This window comes from Sandaracinobacteroides sp. A072, from assembly GCF_052616365.1.
Genome location: NZ_JBQXGU010000004.1, coordinates 120,290 through 144,345 on the forward strand (window position 1 = coordinate 120,290; position 24,056 = coordinate 144,345).

Genomic DNA, 24,056 nt, shown 5'->3' on the forward strand with positions numbered 1-24,056 from the left:
TGGCCTGAGCCAGCGGCTACAGCAGTCCCGAACATTATCCGGGAGACTGTTTCATGCGCCTTCATCATCGCACTCTCGCACTGACTCTCTCGGCCAGTGTCGCCCTTTCCGCTCTTGTGGCTGCGCCGCTTGCTGCGCAGGCCGCCCGGCCCGCGCCCGCTGCCACGGCCGAGCAATCCGCCGATGCGGCGCTGGCGGATTTCTTCGCCAGCCATGATGCCGCAAGCCTTGCCCGCAACCCGACCGCCAAGGCCTATCGCGGCATCCGCGACGCCGACTATGGCAAATGGTCCGATCCTTCGGATGCGAAGGCGGATGCCGACCTCGCCGAGGACATGGCCTATCTCGCGGAAATGCGCCGCCGCTTCGCGGATGCGCCGCTTTCGCCGCAGGCGCGCATTTCCTATCGCCTCTTCGAAAAGCAGATGGAACGGCGCGCCGCGGCGGAGAAGTTCCGCCACCTCGAGCTTCCGTTCGATCAGATGCGCGGCGCGCAGACGCAGCTTCCCGCCTTCCTCATCAACATTCACCGCATCGGCAACAAGGCCGAGGCCGAGGCCTATGTGGAACGGCTGCGCGGCCTTGGCCCGCTGGTCGACCAGCTGGTGGGCATGTCCACCGAGAGGGCGGAGAAGGGCGCGCCGGCGCCGGCCTGGGTCTATGCCCATGTGGCGGGCGATGCGCGGACCTTCCTGAAGGGCGCCCCGTTCGAGGACGGGCCGGATTCCAGCCTTCTGGCCGACTTCAAGGCCAAGATCGCCCGTATCGAGCTGTCCGATGCCGACAGGGCGCGCCTTGTGCGCGAGGCTGAAGCTGCGCTGAAGGATGGTGTCGCGCCGGCCTATCGCCGGCTTGCGGATGCGATGGAACGCCAGGCGAAGGCGCCGCGCAAGGGCGATGGCATCCTGCATCTGCCGGGCGGCGCCGACTGGTATGCCGAGCGGCTGGCCTTCCACACGACGACGGCCCTGACGCCCGAGGAGATCCATCAGACCGGCCTTCGCGAAGTGGCGAGAATCCATGCCGAAATGGCGGCGCTGATGCCGGCGCTGGGCGTGAAGGGCGATGTGCGCGACCTGTTCGCCCATGTGCGCGCCAGCACCGATCTCTTCTACCCCGACAGCGACGCCGGCCGGGACGCCTATCTGGCGCATGCGCGCAAGGCGCTGGAAGACATGACCGCGAAACTGCCCGAGGCCTTCGCAACACTGCCGAAGGCACCGCTGGTGGTGAAGCGCGTGGAAGCCTTCCGCGAGAAGAGCGCCGGCAAGGCCTTCTATCAGCAGCCCGCACCCGACGGGTCGCGCCCTGGCACCTTCTACGCCAATCTCTACAACATGCGGGAAATGCCGAAGTATGAGATCGAGGCGCTGGCGTTCCATGAAGGCCTGCCCGGCCACCATATGCAGCGCGCGATCCAGACCGAGCTGAAGGATGTGCCGGCCTTCCGCAAATTCGGTGGATTCACCGCCTATTCCGAAGGCTGGGGCCTCTACACCGAGCTGCTTGCGAAGGAGATGGGCTTCTATCAGGACCCGTGGCAGGATTTCGGCCGTCTGAAGCTGGACCTGTGGCGGGCCATCCGGCTGGTGGTCGACACCGGTATCCACCACAAGGGCTGGAGCCGTGCGGACGCGATCCGCTACCACATGGAAAACAGCCCGTCCGACGAGGCGGAAGTGGTGCGCGCAGTCGAGCGCTACATCGTCTATCCGGGTCAGGCGACCGCCTATTCCATCGGCAAGCTGGAACTTCTGCGCCTACGCGAGGAAGCGCGGGCTTCCATGGGGGATCGGTTCGACATCCGCGGATTCCATGATGTGGTGTTGCGGGCGGGTGCGGTGCCGCTGGACGTGCTTGCGGAGCAGGTGCGCGCCTGGGCCGCCAGCGCCGGCAAGCCTGCCGCCTGAAACCTGGGTCTTGCCGGCAGTGGGTGCCTAACTGTTCGGCAAGCTTAACTGTCTGGCAAGGCTGCGGGAATGCCGCCGCCGCACGAGGCGGCGGCGGCCCCGGGATTGTCATCAATTGATGAATAGCCTCCGGCCTTGTCGCTTTTGTCCAAGACAATGACACTGAATCGATATATACGGAATTTGCGACCCAAGGATGGTCTGCGCCGGCATCGGCGGACAGGTGGTTCCTTCATGGAATCGCCCTGAAGCTGGTACGGAATACCATCCTCACTTCAACGCCCCGGCGCCCCAGTGGCACCGGGGCGCTTTTTTATCATTCAAGTAGACTATGGCTTACGGCATTAATTGGCACCGGGAAAGCCTTATGATCTGAATCTGACTGGCGATGATTTCTTGAGTCAATGAGCCGGGCAATGAATCGGCCAGTGAGCAGGTCAGTGCGCCGGCTTGACCAGAAGATTGTTATTCGCAATAAACTTGGCCGTGCACGGGGTTTGGTCGGCCCTGTGCGAGGGTCCGGCTATGCTCCCTGTGGAGGCGGGGTCCGGCTGGAAACGCATTTCCCGCACTGATCATCCTGCAGGATGACGGAAACGGAGCAAGTGCCGTGCGGGGATCTGCGACCGCGCTTTTGGCTCATCCTAACAGTTTCGCCGGGGGGCAGCATGAAGTGTTACCGAATACGGGTGTTCGTGCCGTGACATCACCCGGATTTTCCCTGCGCTACTATTCGCCTGCCGCGCCGCTGCGCACCTGGGTTTCCAGCTATTATGTCTTCGAGGTGGGGGCATCCCACATCAGCGACACGCTGCGTGCCGAGCTGCCGCAAGTGCGTTTCTTCTTCGAGGGCGGCGGCCAGTTCGCCTATGGCAGCGGCGATTTCGTGACCGTGCCGCCTGCTGCCCTCTGTGGCGCGACGACAGTCGCGGTGCGGCTGATGGGGCATGGGCCACTTCGTCTTCTGGGGGCAGGGCTTTTGCCGGCTGGCTGGGCGGCACTGGTGGGCGCTGGCGCCAGTGATTTCGTGAACATGGTCGCCGACCTCGAGGATGTGGCCGGCCTTGTCGCCCGCCGCACGGTGGAGCGCATGGCCGAGGCGCGCAACCACCGCGAGATCGTGGCGGCAGCCGACGCCTTCTTCCTGCTGCTTTCCATGCAGGCCAAGCCGCCGCCGCTCTGGTTCACCCGCGCCGCGGACGAATGGCTGGCAAGCTCCGCCAACCCGGATGTGAACGAGCTGGTATCGATGACGGGCATGTCGGCGCGGCAGATCGAGCGGCTGACGCACAGGGTCTATGGCTCAAGCCCGAAGATGCTGGCGCGCAAGTATCGCGCCCTGCAGGCGGCCGTGCGCCTCGGCCTCAACCCGGATGCCGGCTGGGAGGCGGCGGCTGCCGGTGCCTTTTATGATCAATCCCACTTCATCAGGGATTTCAAGACCTTCGTCGGGATGACGCCATCGCAGTTCACGGCCAAGGACAGCCCCTGGCTGAACCGGCTGACGATCGCCAAGCGTCAGACGCACCTGACCATGCCCAAGCTGAACCTCGTCAGCTGAGCCGTGCTGCCCTGCCGTTGCTGCCCTGCCGTGGCGGGCCGGGCACGGCTGCCCGGCCGCCTGTTTCCGGGCCGATGCCGGTCGCCGTCTAGTCGCGGTAGCCGGGGCTGATCCGGTCCATCTTCCGGCGCAGGGCGGGCCATGCCAGCATGTTGCCCACGATCTTCAGCCCGTCACGGCCCTGACCCGCCGTCTTTTCCGGCGTGCCTTGCGGCGGGTGGTTCAGAAGCTGGGCCCCGCCCGACAGCGCGAGGATCTGCGCCTCGCAGGCGCGCTCCAGATAATAGAGGCGGATGAAGGCTTCGCCCACGGTCTCACCGACAGCGAGCGTGCCGTGGTTCCGCAGGATCATGGCATTCTTCGTGCCGAGGTCGGCAACCAGCCGTTCGCGTTCGTCAAGGTCGACCGCCACGCCCTCATAGTGATGGTAGGCAACGTCATCGCGGATGAGCATGGCTGTCTGGGTGAGGGGCATCAGCCCATCGGCCTGCGCCGACACCGCCTGCCCGTGCGGCGTGTGCAGGTGCATGACGGCATGCGCATCCTCGCGCGCCATGTGGATGGCGGAGTGGATGGTGAAGCCCGCCGGGTTGGTCATGTAGGGCGTTTCCATCACCGGGTTGCCGTGAAGGTCGATCTTCACCAGCGAGGACGCGGTGATTTCCTCGAACATCAGGTTGTAGGGGTTGATGAGGAAGTGATGCTCCGGCCCCGGAACCCGGACCGAGAGATGGGTGAAGATCAGATCGTCCCAGCCATGATGGGCGACCAGCCGGTAGGCGCAGGCGAGATCCTCGCGCAGGGCCCATTCCTCGTCCGAGACCTGCTGCCGGACATCGGCCGGCGGTTTCAGTTGCGTTGCCATTCTTGTCTCTCCCCTTCGGCGTCTCGCGCCCTCAGTTGCCGCTGTTTCCCGTGGCCGCCTTCGGCATCCTGCCGCTGCGGCACGCATCCGAACAATAGCGCACCTCGTCCCAGACGCGCGACCATTTCCGGCGCCAGCTGAAGGGGCGGCCGCAGTGGGCGCAGGTCTTGCTGGGCAGATCCGCTTTCTTGCGCATGCGTGGCATATCGGCTGTTGTGGCCGCAGGGTGCGCGGGCTGCAATGCTGCTGTCATGCTATGCTGCGAAAGACCGCGCCCGGATAATGCGGAGCATGGACATGAACAGCGGAATCGGACGGCGGGATCTTCTGGCTGGCGCGGCGCTGGGGGGGCTTTTCCTGCCCGGCCTGGCGCGGGCTGCCGCGCCCGTGGCGGGCTTCACCCATGGCGTGGCGACCGGCGAGCCGGGCCAGACCTCCATGCTGTTCTGGACGCGCTTTGCCGCCGGTGGCGACAGGCCCGTGCCGTTGCGGCTGGAAATTTCCGCCGACCCGCGCATGGCGCGCAGCCGCGTGGTGGCCGAGGCGCTTGCGGAGCCGGGGCGGGACTGGACGGCACGCGCCAGGGTGGAAGGCCTCGCGCCGGGGCGGACCTATTTCTACCGCTGGCTGGGGCCGGGCAAGACGAAGTCCCCCGTCGGGCGGACGAAGACCCTGCCCGAGGGAAGCCCGAATGCCTTCAGGCTGGGGGTCTTTTCCTGCTCCAACCTGCCCTTTGGCTGGTTCAACGCCTATGGCCATGCCGTCGCCGCGGACGACATCGACCTGATGGTCCATGTGGGCGACTATATCTATGAATATCCGCGCGGAACCTACCCGTCGGCGCAGCAGGCCGTGGCCGGCCGCGTCATCGAGCCGGCGCACGAGATCATCCGCCGCGAAGATTACTGGGCGCGCTATCGCAGTTACCGGGCGGACCCCGACCTCCAGGCGATCCATGCCGCATTTCCCGCCATCACCCTGTGGGATGACCATGAACTGGCCAATGATGCCTGGATGCGCGGCGCGGAAAATCACGACCCGGCAAGCGAGGGCCCCTGGGCTGACCGCATGGCGGCCGCCATCGCCGCCTACCGGGACTGGATGCCTGTGTCGGATGCGGTGTGGGCGCGCTATGACATCGGCCGGCTGGCAACGCTCTACCGGCTGGACACGCGCGTATCCGGCCGGGAAGAGCCGCTGGATGTCGCCCGCGCGATCCGCAGCGGCAGCGATGCCATGGCCGGGCTGAAGCGCCTTCGGGACGAGGAATGGCTGGCGGGGGGGCGGCAGCTCCTCGGGCTGGCGCAGGAAAAATGGCTGTTCGCCGAAATGGAGGGCGCGGCCCGGCGGGGCGTGCGCTGGCAGGTGCTGGCGCAGCAGGTGGTGATGGGCGAACTGAAGCTGCCGCCGGATGCCGTGCGGCTGGCCGGGCCGAACCCGCCCGCGCAGTTGGCGGCCTTCCTGAAGGGGGCCGGGCTGGCCTCGCAGGTGGGGCTGCCCATGAACCTCGATGCCTGGGATGGCTATCCGGCGGCGCGCGCACGGTTGCTGGCGACCGCCCAGCGCCACGGAACGGATCTCGTGGTGCTGGCGGGCGACAGCCACAATGCCTGGGCGAGCGACCTGCTGCACATGGGCCGGCCGGTAGGTGTGGAGTTCGCTGGCCAGTCGGTCAGCTCGCCGGGCTTCGAGGCCTATCTTACTTCAACGCCGCCGGCGGCAGTCGCGGGGGCGCTGACCGCTGCCAACCCCACGCTGAAATGGGCCGATACCGGGCGGCGGGGCTATATGCAGGTGACGCTGACACCCGCGGAGGCAGTATGCGAGTGGCGCTTCACCGGGCCGGCCACAGTGCGCGCGCCTAAGCTCGCGGCAGTCGTGCGCGGACGGGCGCTTGCCGGGCGGCGGTCTCTGGTGATGGGATGATGGCGCCAGGGTGAAGAAAGGGCGGCTTTTCGGGCGGCTTGCCTCCGGGCCGCGCGGGGGCTAGGGCCAGCGGCCATGATCCCGCGTTATTCCCGCCCCGAGATGGTGGCCATCTGGTCGCCCGAAACGAAGTTCAGCATCTGGTTCGAGATCGAGGCCCATGCGACCGAAGCGCTCGCAAGCCTTGGCGTCGTTCCGCAATCGGCGGCGGATGCGCTCTGGGCGTGGTGGGCGACGAAGCCCGCCATCGACGTGGCTGCGATCGACGCCATCGAGGCGGTGACCAAGCATGATGTCATCGCCTTCCTGACCTGGGTTGCCGAGCAGGTGGGCGAGGAAGCCCGCTTCATGCACCAGGGCATGACATCGTCCGACGTGCTCGATACCTGCCTTGCCGTGCAACTGACACGGGCGACGGACATCCTGCTCGCCGATATGGACGCGCTGCTGGACGCCATCCGCCGCCGCGCGATGGAGCACCGGCATACGCCCACCATCGGCCGCAGCCACGGCATCCATGCCGAGCCGGTGACCTTCGGGTTCAAGCTGGCGCAGGCCTATGCGGAATTCGACCGCTGCCGCGACCGGCTTCGCGCCGCCCGCGCCGAAATCGCCACTTGCGCCATTTCCGGCGCCGTCGGCACCTTCGCCAACATCGATCCGCGCGTGGAAGCGCATGTCGCGGCCAGGATGGGCCTGACGCCGGAGCCTATTTCCACACAGGTGATCCCGCGTGATCGCCATGCCATGTATTTCGCGGCGCTTGGGGTGATCGCCTCTTCCGTCGAGCGGCTGGCGACCGAGATCCGCCACCTGCAGCGCACCGAGGTGCTGGAAGCCGAGGAATATTTCTCGCCCGGGCAGAAGGGTTCGTCGGCGATGCCGCACAAGCGCAACCCGGTGCTGACCGAAAATCTGACGGGCCTTGCCCGGCTGGTGCGCTCGGCCGTGACGCCGGCGCTGGAAAATGTGGCCCTGTGGCACGAGCGCGACATTTCCCACTCCTCCGTCGAGCGCGGAATCGGTCCGGATGCCACCATCACGCTCGATTTCGCGCTGGCGCGGCTGACGGGCGTGATCGACAAGCTGCTGATCTACCCCGAGCGGATGCTGAAGAACATGAACCGCATGGGTGGGCTGATCCATTCCCAGCGGGTGCTTCTGGCGCTGACCCAGGCCGGCGTTTCGCGCGAGGACAGCTACAGCATCGTCCAGCGCAATGCGATGAAGGTCTGGGAATCGGACGGCACGCTGCAGCTGCGGGATCTGCTGGGCGCCGACCCGGACGTGACGACGAAGCTGTCGCCCGCCGAACTCGACGCGCTGTTCACGCTTGACCATCATTTCGCCCGCCTGGACGTCATTTTCGAGCGGGTGTTCGGCAAGGCCTGAGCCAGCGTTGCGGCCCTGTTCCATGCGCCGCGCCCCGGCATGGAGGCCGCGCACTTGACTCCCGCCGACCGCCGGGCGATAGGCCCAGCTCCGCGCCCGGACTCTGTTTCGAGCGTCCATGGATGCACGCCGGTCAGCGAAGGTTCGCCCACCGGCGCGTTTTGCGTTGAGGTGAAACCGGTTTGATGAAGGTGAGCTGCTGATGTTCGAGAGCCTGTCCGAACGCCTTGCCGGCGTGTTCGACAAGCTGCGCGGGCGTGGCGCGCTGAACGAACTGGAAGTGCGCGCGGCCATGCGCGAAGTGCGCGTGGCCTTGCTGGAGGCCGATGTCGCGCTTCCGGTGGTGAAGGATTTCATCGACCGCGCAACCGCCCGCGCCGTTGGCGCCGAAGTGCTGAAATCGGTCACGCCCGGCCAGCAGGTCGTCAAGATCGTCCATGACGCGCTTGTCGAGACGCTGGGCGGCGAGAGCGCCGATGTCGAGCTGAATGTCGCGCCGCCGGCTGTCGTGATGATGGTGGGCCTGCAAGGCTCGGGCAAGACCACGACGACCGCCAAGCTTTCGAAGCTGCTGAAGGAAAAGCGCGGCCGCAAGGTCCTGATGGCCTCGCTGGACGTGAACCGCCCGGCGGCGCAGGATCAGCTGCGGATTTTGGGCGAGCAGGTGGGCGTGGCGACGCTGCCCATCATTGCCGGCCAGCAGCCTGTCGATATCGCGCGCCGCGCCCTGCAGGCCGCGAAGCTCCAGGGCTTCGACGTGCTGATGCTGGACACCGCCGGCCGCCTGCATGTCGATCAGGCGCTGATGGCCGAGATGAAGGCGGTGGCTACGGTTTCCGAACCGGCCGAGACGCTGCTCGTCGTCGATTCGCTGACCGGTCAGGATGCCGTGAACGTTGCCGAGAATTTCGGCCGGGACGTGGCGCTGACGGGTGTCGTGCTGACCCGCATGGACGGCGATGCGCGCGGCGGTGCGGCGCTTTCCATGCGGTTCATCACCGGCAAGCCGATCAAGTTCATCGGCACCGGCGAAAAGATCGACCAGATCGAGCCCTTCCACCCCGAGCGGGCGGCCGGCCGCATCCTCGGCATGGGCGATGTCGTCAGCCTGGTGGAGCGCGCGGCCGAGACGCTGGATGTCGCCGAAGCCGAGGCGATGGCGGCGAAGCTCGCCAAAGGCAAGTTCGACCTCAATGACCTGCGCGCCCAGTTCCAGCAGATGAAGAAGATGGGCGGCCTTGGCGCGCTGGCGAAGATGCTGCCCGGCATGTCCAAAGCGCAGGAGGCGATGGACAAGGGCAATGTGAACGACAAGTCGATTGCCCGGCTCGAGGCCATCATCCTGTCCATGACTCCGAAGGAGCGGGCAAAGCCCGATCTTCTGAACGCCCGGCGCAAGATCCGGATTGCCAAGGGGGCGGGCGTGACCGTTCAGGAGGTCAACAAGCTCCTGAAGATGCATGCCGACATGGAAACCGCCATGAAGCGCCTGAAGAAGATGGGCGGCCTTGGTGCACTGGCCGGGCTGTTCGGCGGCGGCGGCATGGGCGCCGGGCTTCCGGGTGGTCTTCCGGGCGCCCCCGGCGGCATGCCGGGGCTTCCCGGCGGCCTGATGCCGCCGAAGCTGCCCGGCGGTTTCAAGTTCAAACGCTGATTTCAGATTTAAACAAGACCAAGACAAGACTTAGAGAAGAAGGAACATAACATGGCTCTGTCGATCCGGCTTTCGCGCGGTGGTGCGAAGAAGCGCCCGGTCTATCGCATCGTGGTGGCGGACAGCCGCGCTCCGCGCGATGGCCGCTTCATCGAGAAGCTGGGCACCTACAACCCGCTCCTGCCCAAGGACAGCGCGGAGCGCGTGACGCTCGATTCCGACCGTGCCAAGCACTGGCTTTCGGTTGGCGCCCAGCCGACTGACCGTGTGGCCCGCTTCCTTGACGCCGCCGGCCTGCTGAAGCGTGACGCGCGCAGCAACCCGAAGAAGGCCGAGCCAGGCGAAAAGGCCAGGGAACGCGCTGAAATGCGCGCCCAGAAGGCCGCCGAGGCCGCCGAGGCAGCCGCCGCCGCCGCTGCCGCCCCGGCCGAGGAAGCGCCCGCTCAGGATGCTCCGGCCGAAGCCGCCGAGTCGGCCGAGGCCTGATCCTTGCCGGCTGGCGCCGATCGGCCCGTCGTGATGGCGGCGGTGGCGGGCGCCCATGGCATAACGGGCGAGGTGCGGCTGAAGCTGTTCGCTGCCTCGCCCGAAAGCCTGAAGGCCCATGCCAGCTTCGAGGTGGGCGGCAGGACCTTGACGCTCAGGTCGGTCAGGCCTGGGCAGCAGGGCGCTGTCGCACGCTTTGCCGAGATTGCCGACCGGACGGCGGCCGAAGCCCTGCGCGGCCAGTTGCTGACCGTGCCGCGCTCCAGCCTGCCGCCGCTCGGGCCGGGCGAATATTACTGGCACGATCTGCTCGGCCTTTCCGTCGAGGATGAGGGCGGCGCGCCTGTCGGCACGGTCGTGTCGGTCGAGAATTTCGGCGCCTCCGACATCCTCGAGATCGAGCGGACGGACGGCAGGCGCGTGATGGTGCCGCTGATTCCGGCTGCCGTTCTCGATGTCGGTGAAACGATCCGGGTTGAACGCGCTTTCGTGGATGCCGGCTGATGTGGCAGGCCCGGGTGATCACCCTCTACCCGGAAATGTTTCCCGGGCCGCTCGGTCATTCGCTGGCGGGGCGGGCCCTGCGCGACGGACTGTGGGGGCTGGACACCATCCAGCTGCGGGACTTCGCCGAAGGCCGGCACCGCAATGTCGATGATACGCCCTCGGGTGGCGGGCCGGGCATGGTGCTGCGGGTGGATGTGCTGGCCCGGGCGGTGGACGCCGCGCGGGCAAAGGCGCCCGATTCGCCCGTTCTTGCCCTGACCCCGCGCGGCCCGCGCCTGAAACAGGACCGCGTGCGCGCGCTGGCTTCGGGGCCGGGTGTCACGCTTCTGTGCGGGCGGTTCGAAGGCTTTGACGAGCGGATTTTCGCCGGCAGGCAGGTCGAGCCGGTTTCCATCGGGGATTTCATCCTGTCCGGCGGCGAGCTGGCGGCGATGGTTCTGCTCGATGCTTGCGTCAGGCTTTGTCCTGGCGTAATGGGCGCGGCTTCCAGCGGAGACGAGGAAAGCTTCGAAAGCGGCCTTCTGGAATATCCGCACTATACCCGGCCCGCCGTGTGGGAGGGGCATGCTATCCCGGATGTGCTGACATCGGGGGATCATGGGAAGATCGCCACCTGGCGCAGGCGCCGGGCGGAAGAGGACACGAGGCTATGGCGGCCTGATCTGCTGGGCGACAAGCCCCTTTGAGATCGTCGCCCTCTGGCGCCATCAACCGGCCCCCGAGAGGGCATGGGCGACGGGCAGGCTGCCCCCGCCCGAAGGAGAGAAGAATGAACCTGCTGCAGAAGATCGAAGCCGAACAGATCGAGAAGCTGAAGGCTGCCCGCGCCGTTCCCGAATTCCGCGCCGGCGACACGCTCCGCGTGGGCGTGAAGGTGAAGGAAGGCGAGCGCACCCGCGTCCAGCAGTTCGAAGGCGTGTGCATCGCCCGTTCGAACAAGGGCATGGGCTCCAGCTTCACCGTCCGCAAGATCAGCTTCGGTGAAGGCGTCGAGCGCGTCTTCCCGCTCTATTCGCCGGTGATCGACGCCATCGAGGTCGTTCGCCGTGGCGCCGTGCGCCGTGCGAAGCTCTATTATCTGCGTGGCCGTTCGGGCAAGTCGGCGCGTATCGCCGAACGCCGCGACGCACGCCCGGTCGCTGAAACCCAGGCCTGACAGCCACATGGCCGGCGCGCGCCCTGCGCCGGTTTCCGGCCTTGTTGCCGGGCCCATCCACCTCTTTCCGGTCCGTGTCTTCTTCGAGGACACGGACCTTTCCGGCATTGTCTATCATGCCAATTACCTGCGCTACATGGAGCGCGCGCGCAGCGATCTGCTGCGCATGCTGGGCATAGACCAGCGCGCCGCCTTCGAGGCTGGTGATGGTGTCTATGCCGTTGCCGATCTGTCCCTGCGCTATGCCGCTCCGGCGCGGCTGGATGACGAACTCGTCGTCGAAACCCGCTGCCTGGCGATCGGTGGCGCGACGGTCGACATGGGCCAGAGAATCCTGCGCGGCGACACGCTGCTGACCGATGCCCATGTGCGGGCTGCCTTTCTCACCACCTCGGGCCGTCCCCGGCGGCAGCCGGCCGGCTGGGTGGCGCGCTTCCGCACCTTGCTGGAAGGCTGACAGAAGGGCAGCTTCGGCCTTGAGGCCGGCCGTTCAGATCTCGTAAAGCCTGATCGATTATCCCGGGCGCTGGAATTCGCCCGCAGCCGGAGTGAAATGTGGACCAGGTGATGGTGAAGACAGCGGAGGCCATGTCTCCGTGGGCGCTGTTCCTGCAGGCCGATCTCGTCGTTAAGGCGGTGATGATCGGGCTTCTGCTTGCCAGCATATGGTCCTGGGCGATCATTCTGGAACGTTCCCGCCTGCTGACCCGCATCGGGCGGGAGGCCGATGCCTTCGAGCAGCGCTTCTGGAAGGCGAAGTCGCTTGACGAACTGAAGGCCGTGAAGGGCCAGCACCCGGTGGCGGACCTGTTCCTCGCCGGGATGGACGAATGGCAGGCCTCGGTGGAGGGGCGCCACAATGTCGACCGCGAGGGCGTGCGCGCCCGCCTGACGACGGTGATGGCAGCTTCGGCCGAACGCTCTGTCTCGGACCTGTCCGACCGACTGAACGTTCTGGCGACCATCGGCTCTGTCGCGCCCTTCGTTGGCCTGTTCGGCACTGTCTGGGGCATCATGCGCGCCTTCATCGCCATCGGCGCGACGCAGAACACCAGCCTCGCCGTGGTTGCCCCCGGGATTGCCGAGGCGCTGTTCGCCACGGCGATCGGCCTGTTCGCGGCCATTCCCGCCGTCATCGGCTACAACAGGCTGCTTCACCGCATCGTCCGGCTGGAAGACAGGCTTTCGGGCTTCTCCTCTTCCTTCCACGCGCTGATGTCGCGCGAACTGGACGGCGTTTCCTGATGGCCATGGGCGCGCCTGGCGCGGGACGCGGCCGCCGCCGGCGCGCGCCCATGTCCGAAATCAACGTCACGCCCATGGTGGACGTGATGCTGGTGCTGCTCATCATCTTCATGGTCGCGGCGCCGCTTCTGGTGACGGGCGTGGCGGTCGACCTGCCGGAAACGACGGCAAAGGCCCTGCCGACGGATATCGAGCCGATTTCCGTAACCATCGACGGGCGCGGCCAGCGCTACGTCGGCGAAGAGGCGTTGTCGGCCGAGGCCTTTGCCGCAAGGCTTGCGGCGCTGAAGGAGGCGCGCGGGGCCGATGCCCGGGTGGTGATCCGCGCCGATGCCGCCATTCCCTACGGCCAGGTGGCAGCACTGCTGGCCGATGTCACCGGGTCGGGCTTCGGGCGTGTTGCGCTGGTGAACCAGCCCCGGGCAACCGAGGGAGCCGATGACTGAGAAGGGCGCCCTTGCCGTTGCCGGCGGGCTTCACCTGCTGCTGTTCGCGGCGCTTTCGCTGGGGCTGGCGCAGGCCCTGCCGCCCATGAACGACAACAGCGACAGCATTCCGATCGAGTTTGTCGAGATTGCGGAGACGGCGGCCGTGACCACGCCGCCCAGGCCCTCGATGGAGGCGGCCCCGCGCGAAACCGGCGAGACGCCGCCGGCGCCGCAGCCCGAGCCGGCCCCGCCCCCGCCGGTGCCTGCCCCGCCCGCGCCCCCTGCGCCCGCTGTCGAGCCGGTCCGGCAAGCGCCGGCGGACACTGCGCCCCAGGATGCGATCGCCGAGGAAAGGCGCCCGCCCGCTCCACCCAGGGCGGCACAGCGAAAGCCCGCGCCGCCGGCGAAGTTCGATGCCGGCGCCATGGCCGCGCTGATCGACAAGTCGCTTCCCGAAGCGCCGCAGCGCCCGCGCGACACATCGGCCTTTGCCCGCTCGATCGAGCAGGCGATCCCCAAGGGCGCGCGGCTGAGCCCGGTTGCGATGGCGACGCTGGAGCAGGCGATCCGCGCCCAGATCGCCCCTTGCTGGAACCCGCCCATCGGCGGCGCCGACGTGGCCGGGATGACGGCGGTCCTGAAGATCCGCCTGAACCGCGACGGCACTGTTGCCGGCGCGCCGGAATTCGTGAGCCAGACAGGCGCGACCGCCGGCAACCAGGCCTATGCCCGCGCCTTCGTGGAAACGGCGCGCCGGGCGGTGCTGAGGTGCGCCCCGCTTCGGTTGCCGGATGACCTATTCCCCTACTGGCGCGAATTCGAACTGAACTTCGACCCCCGGATGATGACCTGATCGGAAGACATGATGCGACGGATGAACCCCGCCCCCCTGCTCCTTCGAGCCCTTGCCCTGCTGCTGGTGGCAACTCCGGCTGCGGCGCAGCTCAGGGTGGACATCACCAGCGGGACACAGGCGCCGATGCCGATTGCGGTGCCGGCCTTTGCGACCTCTGCCGCTGTTGCGACGCCCGCTGGCGACACCGCGCAGCTTGGCCGGCAGGTGGCCGCCATCATTGCCGGCAATCTGGGCGGCACAGGCCTGTTCCGGCCGGTGCCGGCGGAATCCGTTCCGGTTCCGGCGATGGCCGATATCGCCGCCCCCCGCTTCCCGGCGCTGCGCATGGCGGCGGCACAGGCGCTTGTCACCGGTTTCGTTTCCGCGAACCCTGACGGGACGCTCACGGTCGGCTGCTACCTCCATGATGTCTTTTCCGAAGAACAGCTGGTGCGGCAGGGCTTCACGGTGACGCCGGCCGGCTGGCGGCGGGCCGCCCACAAATGCTCGGACCTGGTCTATGCCCGGCTGACAGGCGAGAGCGGCTATTTCGACAGCCGCATCGTCTATGTGGCGGAAAGCGGCCCGCGCACGAAGCGGGTGAAGCGGCTGGCCATCATGGACCAGGATGGCGCCAACCACCGCTTCCTGACGAGCGGCCAGTCGCTCGTGCTGATGCCGCGCTTCTCGCCGGCTTCGGAAACCATCAGCTACATGAGCTTCGCCAACGACCGGCCGCGCCTGTGGCTCTACAACATCACGACCGGCCGGCAGGAATCGGTGGGCGATTTCGACAGCATGAGCTTCGCCGGCCGCTTCTCGCCCGATGGCCGGACGCTGCTGATGAGCGTGACCCGTTCCGGCAACGCCGATATCCTTGCCTATGACATACCGACCCGGCGGGCCACCCGGCTGACCAGCGGCAATTACATCGACACCTCGCCCAGTTTTTCACCCGATGGCAAGCGCATCGTCTTCGAAAGTGATCGTGGCGGATCGCAGCAGCTTTACGTGATGAATGCGGACGGTTCGGGCGTGCAGCGCATCAGTTTTGGCGACGGCCGTGCCGGAAGCCCGGTGTGGAGCCCGCGCGGCGACCTCATCGCCTTCACCCGGATCACCGGCGGCAAGTTCCGCATTGCCGTGATCCGGCCCGACGGAAGCGGCGAACGGCTGCTGACCGACAGCTGGCAGGACGAAAGCCCGAGCTGGTCCCCCAATGGCCGGGTGATCCTGTTCACCCGCGCCGAGCCGAACGGACGCTCCAGCCTCAGGTCCATCGACCTGATCGGCCGCAACGACCGCCGCATCCCGACCCCACTCGATGCCAGCGACCCCGCCTGGGGGCCATTGCTTCCCTGAGCCGCGAGACGCCGAGATGACTATCAACAGACCCGGTTTTTCTAGTAAGGAGCGTGACATGAAGAGACTGACCGCACCGATGCTTCTGCTCGTGGCAGCCCTTGCCACGACCGCCTGCACCCGCAACCGTGACGTGCTGCCGCCGCAGGCGTGGCAGCCCGTTCCCGAACCCCAGGCCCCGGCCCCGATCGACGAGGCGCAGACGGTCGCGCCCGCCGAGCCGGTCGGCTCCACGGCGCTGCCCGGAAGCCAGGCCGATCTCATCGCCTCGGCCGGATCGGACACCATCTACTTCGGCTTCGACAGCTATGGCCTCGACGAGGCGGCGCGGCTGATCCTTGGCAGCCAGTCCGAATGGATGGTGCGCAACCCCGATGTGCGCGTGACCATCGAAGGCCATGCCGACGAGCGCGGCACGCGGGAATACAACCTCGCGCTGGGCGAGCGGCGGGCCAATGCGGCCAAGAATTTCCTTGCGGCGCAAGGCGTCGATACCGCGCGGCTGTCGATCATCAGCTATGGCAAGGAACGCCCGGCCGTCGATGGCTCCGGCGAGGAAGCCTGGGCGCGCAACCGCCGTGCCGTGACCGTCGTCGTCGGGAGCCGTTGATGTCCGTCAGGCCCTGGCGCGACATTCATCGTCGCAAGTCCCGGCAGATCATGGTGGGCAAGGTGCCCGTGGGCGGGGATGCCCCCATCTCCGTCCAGACCATGACGAACACACCGACGGAGGATGCGGTCGCAACCATCGACCAGATCCGCCGCTGCGAGGAGGTGGGGGCGGACATCATCCGTGTCTCCTGCCCGACCGAGGATGCAACCAGGGCCTTCCGGCAGATTGCGAAGGCAGCGCGCGTGCCGCTCGTTGCCGACATCCATTTCCACTACAAGCGCGCCCTCGAGGCGGCGGATGCCGGCGCGGCCTGCCTGCGGATCAACCCGGGCAACATCGGCAGCCCCGAGCGGGTGAAGGAAGTGGTGCGCGCGGCCAAGGCCAATGGCTGTTCCATCCGCATCGGGGTGAATGCCGGCAGCCTCGAAAAGCATCTGCTTGAAAAATATGGCGAGCCTTGCCCGGAAGCGCTGGTCGAAAGCGCCTTCGAGCATGCGAAGCTTCTGGAAGATGCGGATTTCCACGCGTTCAAGATCTCGGTGAAGGCGTCCGACGTGTTCCTTGCCGTTGCGGCCTACAACGAACTGGCCGCCCGTTCGGACTATCCCCTGCATCTCGGCATCACCGAAGCGGGCGGTCTGATAGGCGGAACGGTCAAATCCTCCATCGGACTTGGCATGCTGCTGTGGGGCGGGGTGGGGGATACCATCCGCGTCTCGCTTTCGGCCGAGCCGGAGGAAGAGGTGAAGGTTGGCTACCACATCCTGAAATCGCTCGGCATCCGGGCGCGGGGTGTGAAGATCGTTTCCTGCCCCTCCTGTGCGCGGCAGGGGTTCGATGTGATCCGCACGGTCGAACTGCTGGAAAAGCGGCTGGCGCACATCACCACGCCCTTGTCGCTTTCGGTTCTGGGATGTGTGGTGAACGGGCCGGGGGAAGCGCGCGAAACCGACATCGGCCTGACCGGCGGCGGCAATGGCCGCCACATGGTCTATCTGTCCGGCGTGACGGACCACCAGATCGACGATGCCGGCGTGGTCGATCACATCGTGGCGCTGGTCGAGGCGAAGGCTGCCGAGATCGAAGCCGCAAAGCCCGTGGAAAGCGCGCAGGCCGCTGAATGAGAGCTTTTGCATGACAGCCGAGATCCGGGCGGCGACGCCCGATGATGCCGCCCATGTGCTAGCGCTCGTGCGTGCGCTTGCCGCCTATGAGAAGGAAGCGGACAAGGTGAAGATGACCGAGGCCGGTTGCCGCAAGGCGCTGGCCGAAGGTCATGTGCGGGCGCTGCTTGCCTTCGCCGGCGATGAGCCTGTGGGCATGGCGCTTTATTTCTTCAATTTTTCCAGCTGGACGGGCAGGCGTGGCCTGTTCCTCGAGGATCTGTTCGTCGCCCCCCAATGGCGCGGTCATGGCCTTGGCCTCGCGCTGCTGAAGCGCCTTGGGGCGCTGGCGGTTTCCATGGATTGCGGCCGCATGGAGTGGAACGTGCTGGACTGGAACAGCAGCGCCAAGCGCTTTTACGAGAAGCTGGGCGCGCGCCATGCCACAGGCTGGGAGACATGGCGGCTCGAAGGCGATGCGCTTGCGGCCTTCGGGGCGGGCTGATGGCGTGGCTGTTCCTGCTGCTGGCCGGGATTCTCGAAGTCGGCTTCACCACCTGCCTCAGATTGTCCGACGGGTTTCGCAACCCCTGGTGGTCGGCCGGCTTCTTCCTGTCGGCCGGGCTGAGCTTCATTCTGCTGGAGCGCGCCCAGCGGGTCATTCCGCTGGGAACGGCCTATGCCATCTGGGTCGGCATCGGGGCCGCGGGCACGGCGCTTGTCGGCATGTGGCTGTTTCACGAGCCGCTGGAGTCGCTGCGGCTGGTGCTGCTGGCGGTGCTGGTGGCGGCGATCATCGGGCTGAAGCTGGTGAGCCCGGCCTGAGCTGGCGCTTTGCGCGAAGCCGCATGGCCTGCTAGGCGGCGCGCCATGACCGAGAGGACCAAAGTGAAAGCCCCCGCAAAGCCGCAAGCGGTGCGCGGCATGCAGGATTTCCTGGGCGAGGAGGCTGCCCGCTTCGAACATGTGGTTGACCGGTTCCGCGATGTGGCGCGGCGCTTCGGCTTTCGCCGCGTGGACGTTCCGGTGGTGGAGTTCACCCAGGTCTTCGCCCGGACTCTGGGCGAAACGACCGATGTCGTCTCGAAGGAGATGTACAGCTTCGAGGATCGCAACGGCGAATCGCTGACCCTGCGGCCCGAATTCACCGCCGGTATCTGCCGCGCCTTCATCTCCAACGGCTGGCAGCAGTTCACGCCGCTGAAGCTGGTGACGCACGGGCCGCTCTTCCGCTACGAGCGCCCGCAGAAGGGGCGCTACCGCCAGTTCCACCAGATCGACGCCGAAGTTCTGGGCGCCGCCGAGCCGGCCGCCGATGTCGAACTCATCGCCTTTGCCGACCTGCTGCTCAGGGAGCTGGGGATCGCGGGTGTTTCCCTGCAGCTGAACACGCTGGGCGATGCCGAGACGCGGGACGCCTGGCGGGACGGGCTGGTGAAGCATTTTTCGGCCCACGCCGATGCGCTTTCGCAAGACAGCCGCCGGCGGCTCGAAACCAACCCCTTGCGGATCCTCGATTCGAAGGAACCGCAGGACCGGCCGCTGGTGGAAGCCGCGCCCGCAATCGACGATTTCATGAGCACAGAGGCGGGCGCCTTTTTCGAAGCGGTTGCGAAGGGGCTGCAGGCAAGCGGCGTCGATTTCATCCGCCAGCCCCGGCTGGTGCGCGGCTTTGATTATTATCGCCATACGGCCTTCGAATTCGTGAGCGATTCGCTGGGCGCGCAGGCGACGGTGATCGGCGGCGGTCGCTATGACGGGCTGGTGGAAGCCATGGGCGGCCCGCCAACCCCGGCTGTCGGCTGGGCGGGCGGAATCGAGCGGCTGATGATGCTGACGGCCCTGCCGGAGGCGGAGCGGCCGCTGGTCGCCGTGATCCCCGAAACGGCCGAGGCCGAAGCCGAAGCGCTGCGGATCGCCCAGACCCTGCGCGCCAAAGGTGCTGTGGTTGCCCAGTCCTACAAGGGCAATGCGCGCAAGCGGGCCGAGCAGGCGGCCCGGCAGCAGGTGCAGATGATCCTCTATGTGCAGGATGCGGAAAGGCGCGCATCGAGCCTGAAGCTGGTGGACCGCGTGAAGGACGGGGACGAGGGCGAACGTGCCCGTCAGGCTGCGGTTTTCGGACGCTTGCCGGATGATTATGCGATGCTTTCGGGCGGAAACGAAAAGCCGGGCCAATGATCGCTCTTTCCGACCAGCGGCTGGCGCAGATTGTCCAGCGGCACGATGCTCTGTCGTCCGAGATGGCGAACCCCGCGCTCGCACCCGAGCGTTTTGTCGCCCTGTCGCGGGATTATGCCGAGCTGACACCGGCGGCCGATGCCGCGCGGGCGGTGATCGCCATGCGGCGCGAACGCGCTGACCTGGAGGCGCTGTCGGCCGATCCGGCAACCGATGCCGACATGCGGGCGATGGCCGCTGATGAGCTGGACGAGCTGAAACAGCGTCTGCCCGATGTCGAGCGCGCGCTGGCCATTCAGCTGCTGCCCAGGGATGCCGCCGATGCGCGGCCTGCCATCCTTGAAATCCGCGCCGGGACCGGCGGCGATGAAGCGGCCCTGTTCGCCGGCGACCTCGCGCGCATGTACCAGCGCTATGCCGAACTGCGCGGCTGGCGGGTCGAGGTGATGAGCGCTTCGGCCGCCGAGCTTGGCGGCTTCAAGGAAATCGTCATGAGCGTGACGGGCGAGGGGGTTTTCGCCCGGCTGAAGTTCGAAAGCGGTGTCCACCGCGTGCAGCGCGTGCCGGTGACGGAAGCGGGCGGCCGCATCCATACTTCGGCCGCCACCGTCGCGGTCCTGCCTGAAGCCGAGGATGTCGATGTCCACATCGACGACAAGGATCTGCGCATCGACGTCTTCCGGTCATCAGGCCCGGGCGGCCAGTCGGTCAACACCACGGATTCCGCCGTGCGCATCACCCACCTGCCGACCGGGCTGGTGGTGAGCCAGCAGGACGAGAAGAGCCAGCACAAGAACAAGGCCAAGGCGATGAAGGTGCTTCGCGCCCGCCTTTACGAGCTGGAACGCGAAAAGCTGGCGAGCGCGCGCTCTGCCGACCGGCGGGCCATGGTCGGCTCGGGCGACCGGTCGGAGCGTATCCGCACCTATAATTTCCCCCAGGGCCGCGTGACCGATCACCGCATCAACATGACCCTGCACCGGCTGCCGGAAATCCTCGAGGGGCCGGGGCTGGAGGAACTGATCTCGGCGCTGGTCGCCGAGGACGAGGCCGCCCGTCTTGCCGCACTCGATGCGGGCTGACGCCTCGCCCGTGGATCTGCCCGAAACTGGCGACGCCCTCATGCTGCTTCGGGCCGCTGCCGCTGCCTTGCCGGGGGATACGCCGCGCCTCGATGCCGAGCTTCTGCTGGCCTCGGCCCTCGGCATGGGTCGCATGGCGATGCTGGCGTCACGCCCGCTGGTATCCGATGCCGTTCGCAAGCATTTTGCCGCGCTTCTCGTGCGCCGGGCCGCCCATGAGCCGGTGGCCCATATTCTGGGCGAGCGGGAATTCTGGTCGCTTCCGCTCAAGGTGACGAGGGACGTGCTGGTGCCGCGCCCGGACAGCGAGACGCTGATTGTCGATGCGCTGGCGGCCCGCGCGGGCCGCCCGCCGGCCAGCATCCTCGACCTTGGAACCGGTAGCGGGGCCTTGCTTCTGGCAGCGCTCAGCGAATGGCCGCAGGCGACGGGGCTGGGGATCGACCGCTCGGAGGCAGCCCTGGCCGTGGCACGCGCCAATGCCGAAGCGCTCGGCTTTGACGGGCGCGCGCGGTTCCGGGCCGGGGACTGGGCATCCGGGCTGGATGGTCGCTTCGACCTTATCCTGTGCAACCCGCCCTATGTGCCCGAGGGTGAAATATTGATGCCCGATGTCGCGCTGCATGAGCCGGCGGGCGCGCTTTATGGCGGGCCGGACGGGCTTGACCCCTATCGCTTGCTGTTTCCCGATCTCGGGCGCATCCTGGCTGCCGATGGTGTGGCGATCTTCGAGTTCGGGGCCAGTCAGGCAGAGGCGCTTGCAGCTCTTGCCTCTCAATCCGGCCTTGCTTCCCATGTGGCGTGCGATCTTGCCGGTCGGCCGCGCGCGCTTCGCCTCTGGTTTCCGAATGGGCTTGGCAAGGCAGCCGCTACGCACTAGATGGAAAGAGCAGCGCAGCCGGTAGGAGCCGAGCGGCCCTGCCCCCAACATGCCATCAGGTGTCAGCCGCCCGAAGATCGGGCAGTATAAACCGGCAGGCTGGAAGTGGCATGGCAGCATGCGGAAACGCTCCGCCCTGACCTCGCGGACCATGGATGACCTGCCGGTTTTCCCTTGGTTTCCTAATGGTTTGGTCTGGGGATGGCGCATGCATGGCAATGCGTTGCATCACGAGAAGGACGATCGGAAACCTATGCAGAACAGGCAGAGCGGGCGCAGGCGTCGCGGTAGCGGCGGAGCCAACCCTCGCCCGATGGGCCAGCCCATGGGCGGTCAGGGTGCGAACCGGCTCGAAGTCCGGGTTCGCGGCAACGCCCACCAGCTTCTCGAAAAATACAAGCAGCTCGCCCGGGATGCCCACCAGTCCGGCGACCGCGTGGCGACCGAATATTATCTTCAGCACGCCGATCATTATTTCCGCGTGCTGAATGACACCCGAATCCGCCAGGAAGAGATGCGCGCCCGCAGAGGCATGTTCGACCAGTATGAGGAAGACATGACGGGCGGCGAGGCGGACGCCCAGAACAGTGGCGACGGAAATGAGGAAAGCGGCGAGCCCCAGGCGGATCGTGCGCGCCCCGACCGCCCCGAGCGGCAGGATCGGGACCGCCGCCAGCGTGACGGCGGCCGCGCCGAGCGCGGGGAGCGCACCGACCGCCCCGAGCGTGCAGAGCGCCCCGAGCGGGAGGAGGGCGATGGTGGCCGTCGTCAGCGTGCCCGCCACGATGAGCAGACAGGGGAACGCGACACGCAGGCTCCCGAATCGCGGCGTGTTCGCCCGCGTGCGGCCGTCCAGCCCGTGAGCGACGGCGAAGCCGCGCTGGTCGCCTTTGGCGGTGTGCCCGTGCGCGAGGATAGCCAACGCGATGATGCCGGATCCGCAGCCGTGGCGCCGCGCGAAGCCGAAGCGGTCGCCGAGGAAGAGCCCGCGCCGCGCAAGCGTCCGCGCGGCCGTCCGCGCAAGGTCGAGGCGACACCCGTCGACGGCTGAGCGTCGCGTCTGCCAGCACAGTTACTGGCGCGGAGGGCGCATTGAGCGGCAAGCCGGAACCGTCCGTCCAGGTGCCGGAAGGCTTCGATAGCCTTGCAGCCGCCGAAGCCATGCTGTGGCGCCGGCTGGAGCATGCCCTGTCTGATCGTGGCGCACCCTGGCGCACCCCTGTTCTTGCCACCGTTCGTGAGGATGGCGCCGCTGATGCGCGCACTCTGGTGCTGCGCGCGGTCGATGCCTCGGCACGGCGGCTCATGGTCCACAGCGATTCCCGTGCCGGGAAGCTGCGAGACATTGCCGCCCAGCCGCGCGTGACCATGGTCTTCTACGATCCCGGAGCGCAGCTTCAGGCGCGCCTGCACGGAATAGCGAATGTCGTTGATGCAGGGCCCCTCGTGAAGGCTGCATGGGCGCGTGTACCAGATGCAGCGCGGCGGAATTACCGTGGCATGCTGCCGCCGGGGGCTGCCCAGCCCGGGCCTATGGCATCGCTCTCAGGATCGGGCGAAGAGAATTTCGCCTTGATCGAAGTGCAGGTTTTCGAGGCCGATCTGCTGTGGGTCGGGAATGCGGCGCATCTGCGCTGCCGGTTCCGCTGGCCGGCCCATGGTGACACTGAAGCGGCGTGGGTCAGCCCCTGAGGCGAGGCTGGCCGGATTTCACGGGCGCTCGATATCGTCGATGGACTCGGGCGCGTCATCCGCGCCGCTTGCATGCGAGAAGAAGACAAGCCCCATGAGGGCTGCCGCCAGCATCAGCGAGCCGATGACGGCAAGCGAGATGGCCACGATAAAGTGGAAGGGCAGTGGTGTGCCCGTCGCGTGAAGCCAGGAAAATGCCAGCACGAGAACAAGAAGGGTGGCTGCCAGCATCAGCTGCATGAGCCGTACGAAGCGTCGTTTCGCCTCCGCCATGCGCTCTGCATGGGTGGCCTGTGTCTTTGATGGGATGGTCATCCCTTTTCATTCGGCCTGTTTTGGGTGACATTCAAGGCGGGAGAGCAAATGGGAGGAGCGGAGATGGGCATAGCAGCCATCCTGCAGGACAAGGGTTCCGAGGTCGTGACCGTCGGGCCCGACTCAAGCATTTCGGAAATCATCGCCGAACTGACGGCGCGGCGCATTGGGGCCGTGCTGGTCATGACAGGCGAGTCGGTTGTGGGCGTGGTGTCGGAGCGTGACGTCGTTCGCGGGCTCGCCGCGCATCGCGGCGATGTGCTCTCGCTGAAGGCGAAGGAGATCATGACGGCGCCGGTCATCACCATAAGCCCCGCAGATTCGGTTCCGCATGCCATGGAATTGATGACCGGACGGCGGATTCGGCATCTTCCGGTCATGGAATCGGGTCGTCTCGTGGGCCTCGTATCCATCGGTGATCTCGTGAAGCGCCGAATCGAGGAAGTGGAGCAGGAAGCTTCCGCCTTGAAGGATTATATATCCGCCGGTTGAAACTTTGCGGAAATTGCGTATAAAGAAGCTTCGACGACGTTTCCGCGCAAAATGCAAAAAAACGCAAGGATGCCGGAAAATAGCTGTTGACGGTTCGGGGCTGCACCGCCATATGCCGCCTCCGCAGTCGACGCCGACTTCGGAGCTTCTCCGGAAGCCCTGAAGAAAGCGCCGGATCCCGACAGACCGGAAGGTTTGTCCTGGTGTCAGCCGATACCGGGTAGGGATTTCTGCCCCGCTTTTTCTCATTGTTGGTTTATATGAAGGGACATGTGGACGGCGGTGCCACGATCCGGGTTTTCGAGGCTCGGATTTGTGTTACTTAAGTTCGTCTATATGTCCTGACGCATACGCTTGTGGGGGCTGGTCAT

The 24,056-nt window shown here is 66.7% G+C and carries 27 protein-coding genes; 24 read left to right on the forward strand and 3 right to left on the reverse strand.

What is annotated here, in order from left to right; translation table 11 throughout:
* Positions 1–53 precede the first annotated feature (53 nt).
* Both ACUJ46_RS11590 and ACUJ46_RS11595 read left to right on the forward strand, forming a co-directional pair.
* The gene (locus tag ACUJ46_RS11590; RefSeq protein WP_445390649.1) at positions 54–1,910 is read left to right on the forward strand and encodes a DUF885 domain-containing protein; all 1,857 of its coding nucleotides are present in this window, start codon (positions 54–56) and stop codon (positions 1,908–1,910) included.
* 700 nt (positions 1,911–2,610) lie between these two features.
* Positions 2,611–3,471 (forward strand): helix-turn-helix domain-containing protein, encoded by an 861-nt coding sequence (locus tag ACUJ46_RS11595; RefSeq protein ID WP_445390650.1) that lies wholly within the window; start codon positions 2,611–2,613, stop codon positions 3,469–3,471.
* Between the two features lie 88 nt (positions 3,472–3,559).
* Here ACUJ46_RS11595 and ACUJ46_RS11600 read toward each other — a convergent pair whose 3' ends face one another.
* Positions 3,560–4,336, reverse strand: coding sequence for a class II aldolase/adducin family protein (locus ACUJ46_RS11600; RefSeq protein ID WP_445390651.1), 777 nt, complete (start codon positions 4,334–4,336; stop codon positions 3,560–3,562).
* 31 nt (positions 4,337–4,367) lie between these two features.
* A complete protein-coding gene (locus ACUJ46_RS11605; protein WP_445390652.1) occupies positions 4,368–4,589 on the reverse strand; it encodes a DUF2256 domain-containing protein in 222 nt (73 codons plus the stop codon).
* Between the two features lie 44 nt (positions 4,590–4,633).
* Between ACUJ46_RS11605 and ACUJ46_RS11610 the strand changes: the two genes are divergently transcribed.
* From ACUJ46_RS11610 to ACUJ46_RS11710, 21 genes are all read left to right on the forward strand, one after another.
* Positions 4,634–6,262, forward strand: a complete 1,629-nt coding sequence (locus ACUJ46_RS11610) for an alkaline phosphatase D family protein (RefSeq protein WP_445390653.1) — start codon at positions 4,634–4,636, stop codon at positions 6,260–6,262.
* A gap of 75 nt (positions 6,263–6,337) precedes the next feature.
* A complete protein-coding gene (purB, locus tag ACUJ46_RS11615; RefSeq protein ID WP_445390654.1) occupies positions 6,338–7,654 on the forward strand; it encodes an adenylosuccinate lyase in 1,317 nt (438 codons plus the stop codon).
* Between the two features lie 202 nt (positions 7,655–7,856).
* Entirely contained in the window at positions 7,857–9,308 is a 1,452-nt protein-coding gene (gene ffh, locus ACUJ46_RS11620) for a signal recognition particle protein (protein WP_445390655.1), read from the forward strand.
* Between the two features lie 51 nt (positions 9,309–9,359).
* Positions 9,360–9,794: a 30S ribosomal protein S16 gene (gene rpsP, locus ACUJ46_RS11625; RefSeq protein WP_445390656.1), complete on the forward strand. Its 435-nt coding sequence runs from the start codon at positions 9,360–9,362 to the stop codon at positions 9,792–9,794.
* Positions 9,795–9,827: 33 nt separating this feature from the next.
* Complete coding sequence (gene rimM / locus ACUJ46_RS11630; RefSeq protein WP_445390657.1) at positions 9,828–10,298, forward strand: ribosome maturation factor RimM; 471 nt, start codon at positions 9,828–9,830, stop codon at positions 10,296–10,298.
* Positions 10,298–10,987 carry a tRNA (guanosine(37)-N1)-methyltransferase TrmD gene (gene trmD, locus ACUJ46_RS11635; protein ID WP_445390658.1) on the forward strand — a complete coding sequence of 230 codons (690 nt, stop codon included), beginning with the start codon at positions 10,298–10,300 and terminating at the stop codon, positions 10,985–10,987. Before rimM ends, trmD begins: the two co-directional genes overlap by 1 nt.
* A gap of 83 nt (positions 10,988–11,070) precedes the next feature.
* On the forward strand, positions 11,071–11,457 hold the full coding sequence (gene rplS, locus ACUJ46_RS11640) for a 50S ribosomal protein L19 (RefSeq protein WP_445390659.1): 387 nt from the start codon (positions 11,071–11,073) through the stop codon (positions 11,455–11,457).
* 7 nt (positions 11,458–11,464) lie between these two features.
* A complete protein-coding gene (locus tag ACUJ46_RS11645; protein ID WP_445390660.1) occupies positions 11,465–11,914 on the forward strand; it encodes a YbgC/FadM family acyl-CoA thioesterase in 450 nt (149 codons plus the stop codon).
* Between the two features lie 110 nt (positions 11,915–12,024).
* Positions 12,025–12,702, forward strand: coding sequence for a protein TolQ (gene tolQ / locus ACUJ46_RS11650; protein WP_445390661.1), 678 nt, complete (start codon positions 12,025–12,027; stop codon positions 12,700–12,702).
* A 50-nt stretch (positions 12,703–12,752) separates the two neighbouring features.
* Positions 12,753–13,148, forward strand: coding sequence for an ExbD/TolR family protein (locus ACUJ46_RS11655; protein WP_445390662.1), 396 nt, complete (start codon positions 12,753–12,755; stop codon positions 13,146–13,148).
* Positions 13,141–13,983 carry a TonB C-terminal domain-containing protein gene (locus ACUJ46_RS11660; RefSeq protein WP_445390663.1) on the forward strand — a complete coding sequence of 281 codons (843 nt, stop codon included), beginning with the start codon at positions 13,141–13,143 and terminating at the stop codon, positions 13,981–13,983. Before ACUJ46_RS11655 ends, ACUJ46_RS11660 begins: the two co-directional genes overlap by 8 nt.
* A gap of 21 nt (positions 13,984–14,004) precedes the next feature.
* Positions 14,005–15,327: a Tol-Pal system beta propeller repeat protein TolB gene (tolB, locus tag ACUJ46_RS11665; RefSeq protein ID WP_445390664.1), complete on the forward strand. Its 1,323-nt coding sequence runs from the start codon at positions 14,005–14,007 to the stop codon at positions 15,325–15,327.
* Between the two features lie 58 nt (positions 15,328–15,385).
* Entirely contained in the window at positions 15,386–15,937 is a 552-nt protein-coding gene (gene pal / locus ACUJ46_RS11670) for a peptidoglycan-associated lipoprotein Pal (protein WP_445390665.1), read from the forward strand.
* Entirely contained in the window at positions 15,937–17,064 is a 1,128-nt protein-coding gene (gene ispG, locus ACUJ46_RS11675) for a flavodoxin-dependent (E)-4-hydroxy-3-methylbut-2-enyl-diphosphate synthase (RefSeq protein WP_445390666.1), read from the forward strand. Before pal ends, ispG begins: the two co-directional genes overlap by 1 nt.
* Positions 17,065–17,074: 10 nt before the next feature.
* On the forward strand, positions 17,075–17,548 hold the full coding sequence (locus tag ACUJ46_RS11680; protein WP_445390667.1) for a GNAT family N-acetyltransferase: 474 nt from the start codon (positions 17,075–17,077) through the stop codon (positions 17,546–17,548).
* Positions 17,548–17,868 carry a DMT family transporter gene (locus tag ACUJ46_RS11685; RefSeq protein ID WP_445390668.1) on the forward strand — a complete coding sequence of 107 codons (321 nt, stop codon included), beginning with the start codon at positions 17,548–17,550 and terminating at the stop codon, positions 17,866–17,868. The genes ACUJ46_RS11680 and ACUJ46_RS11685 overlap by 1 nt, the downstream gene beginning before the upstream one ends.
* Positions 17,869–17,931: 63 nt before the next feature.
* On the forward strand, positions 17,932–19,224 hold the full coding sequence (gene hisS, locus ACUJ46_RS11690; RefSeq protein ID WP_445390669.1) for a histidine--tRNA ligase: 1,293 nt from the start codon (positions 17,932–17,934) through the stop codon (positions 19,222–19,224).
* Complete coding sequence (gene prfA, locus ACUJ46_RS11695) at positions 19,221–20,306, forward strand: peptide chain release factor 1 (protein ID WP_445390670.1); 1,086 nt, start codon at positions 19,221–19,223, stop codon at positions 20,304–20,306. Before hisS ends, prfA begins: the two co-directional genes overlap by 4 nt.
* A complete protein-coding gene (gene prmC / locus ACUJ46_RS11700; RefSeq protein WP_445390671.1) occupies positions 20,296–21,186 on the forward strand; it encodes a peptide chain release factor N(5)-glutamine methyltransferase in 891 nt (296 codons plus the stop codon). Before prfA ends, prmC begins: the two co-directional genes overlap by 11 nt.
* 253 nt (positions 21,187–21,439) lie before the next feature.
* Positions 21,440–22,237: a DUF4167 domain-containing protein gene (locus ACUJ46_RS11705; protein WP_445390672.1), complete on the forward strand. Its 798-nt coding sequence runs from the start codon at positions 21,440–21,442 to the stop codon at positions 22,235–22,237.
* 41 nt (positions 22,238–22,278) lie between these two features.
* Positions 22,279–22,878: a pyridoxamine 5'-phosphate oxidase family protein gene (locus ACUJ46_RS11710; RefSeq protein WP_445390673.1), complete on the forward strand. Its 600-nt coding sequence runs from the start codon at positions 22,279–22,281 to the stop codon at positions 22,876–22,878.
* Positions 22,879–22,896: 18 nt separating this feature from the next.
* Here ACUJ46_RS11710 and ACUJ46_RS11715 read toward each other — a convergent pair whose 3' ends face one another.
* Positions 22,897–23,193: a hypothetical protein gene (locus ACUJ46_RS11715; protein WP_445390674.1), complete on the reverse strand. Its 297-nt coding sequence runs from the start codon at positions 23,191–23,193 to the stop codon at positions 22,897–22,899.
* A gap of 63 nt (positions 23,194–23,256) precedes the next feature.
* Between ACUJ46_RS11715 and ACUJ46_RS11720 the strand changes: the two genes are divergently transcribed.
* Positions 23,257–23,685, forward strand: coding sequence for a CBS domain-containing protein (locus ACUJ46_RS11720; RefSeq protein WP_445390675.1), 429 nt, complete (start codon positions 23,257–23,259; stop codon positions 23,683–23,685).
* Positions 23,686–24,056 lie beyond the last annotated feature (371 nt).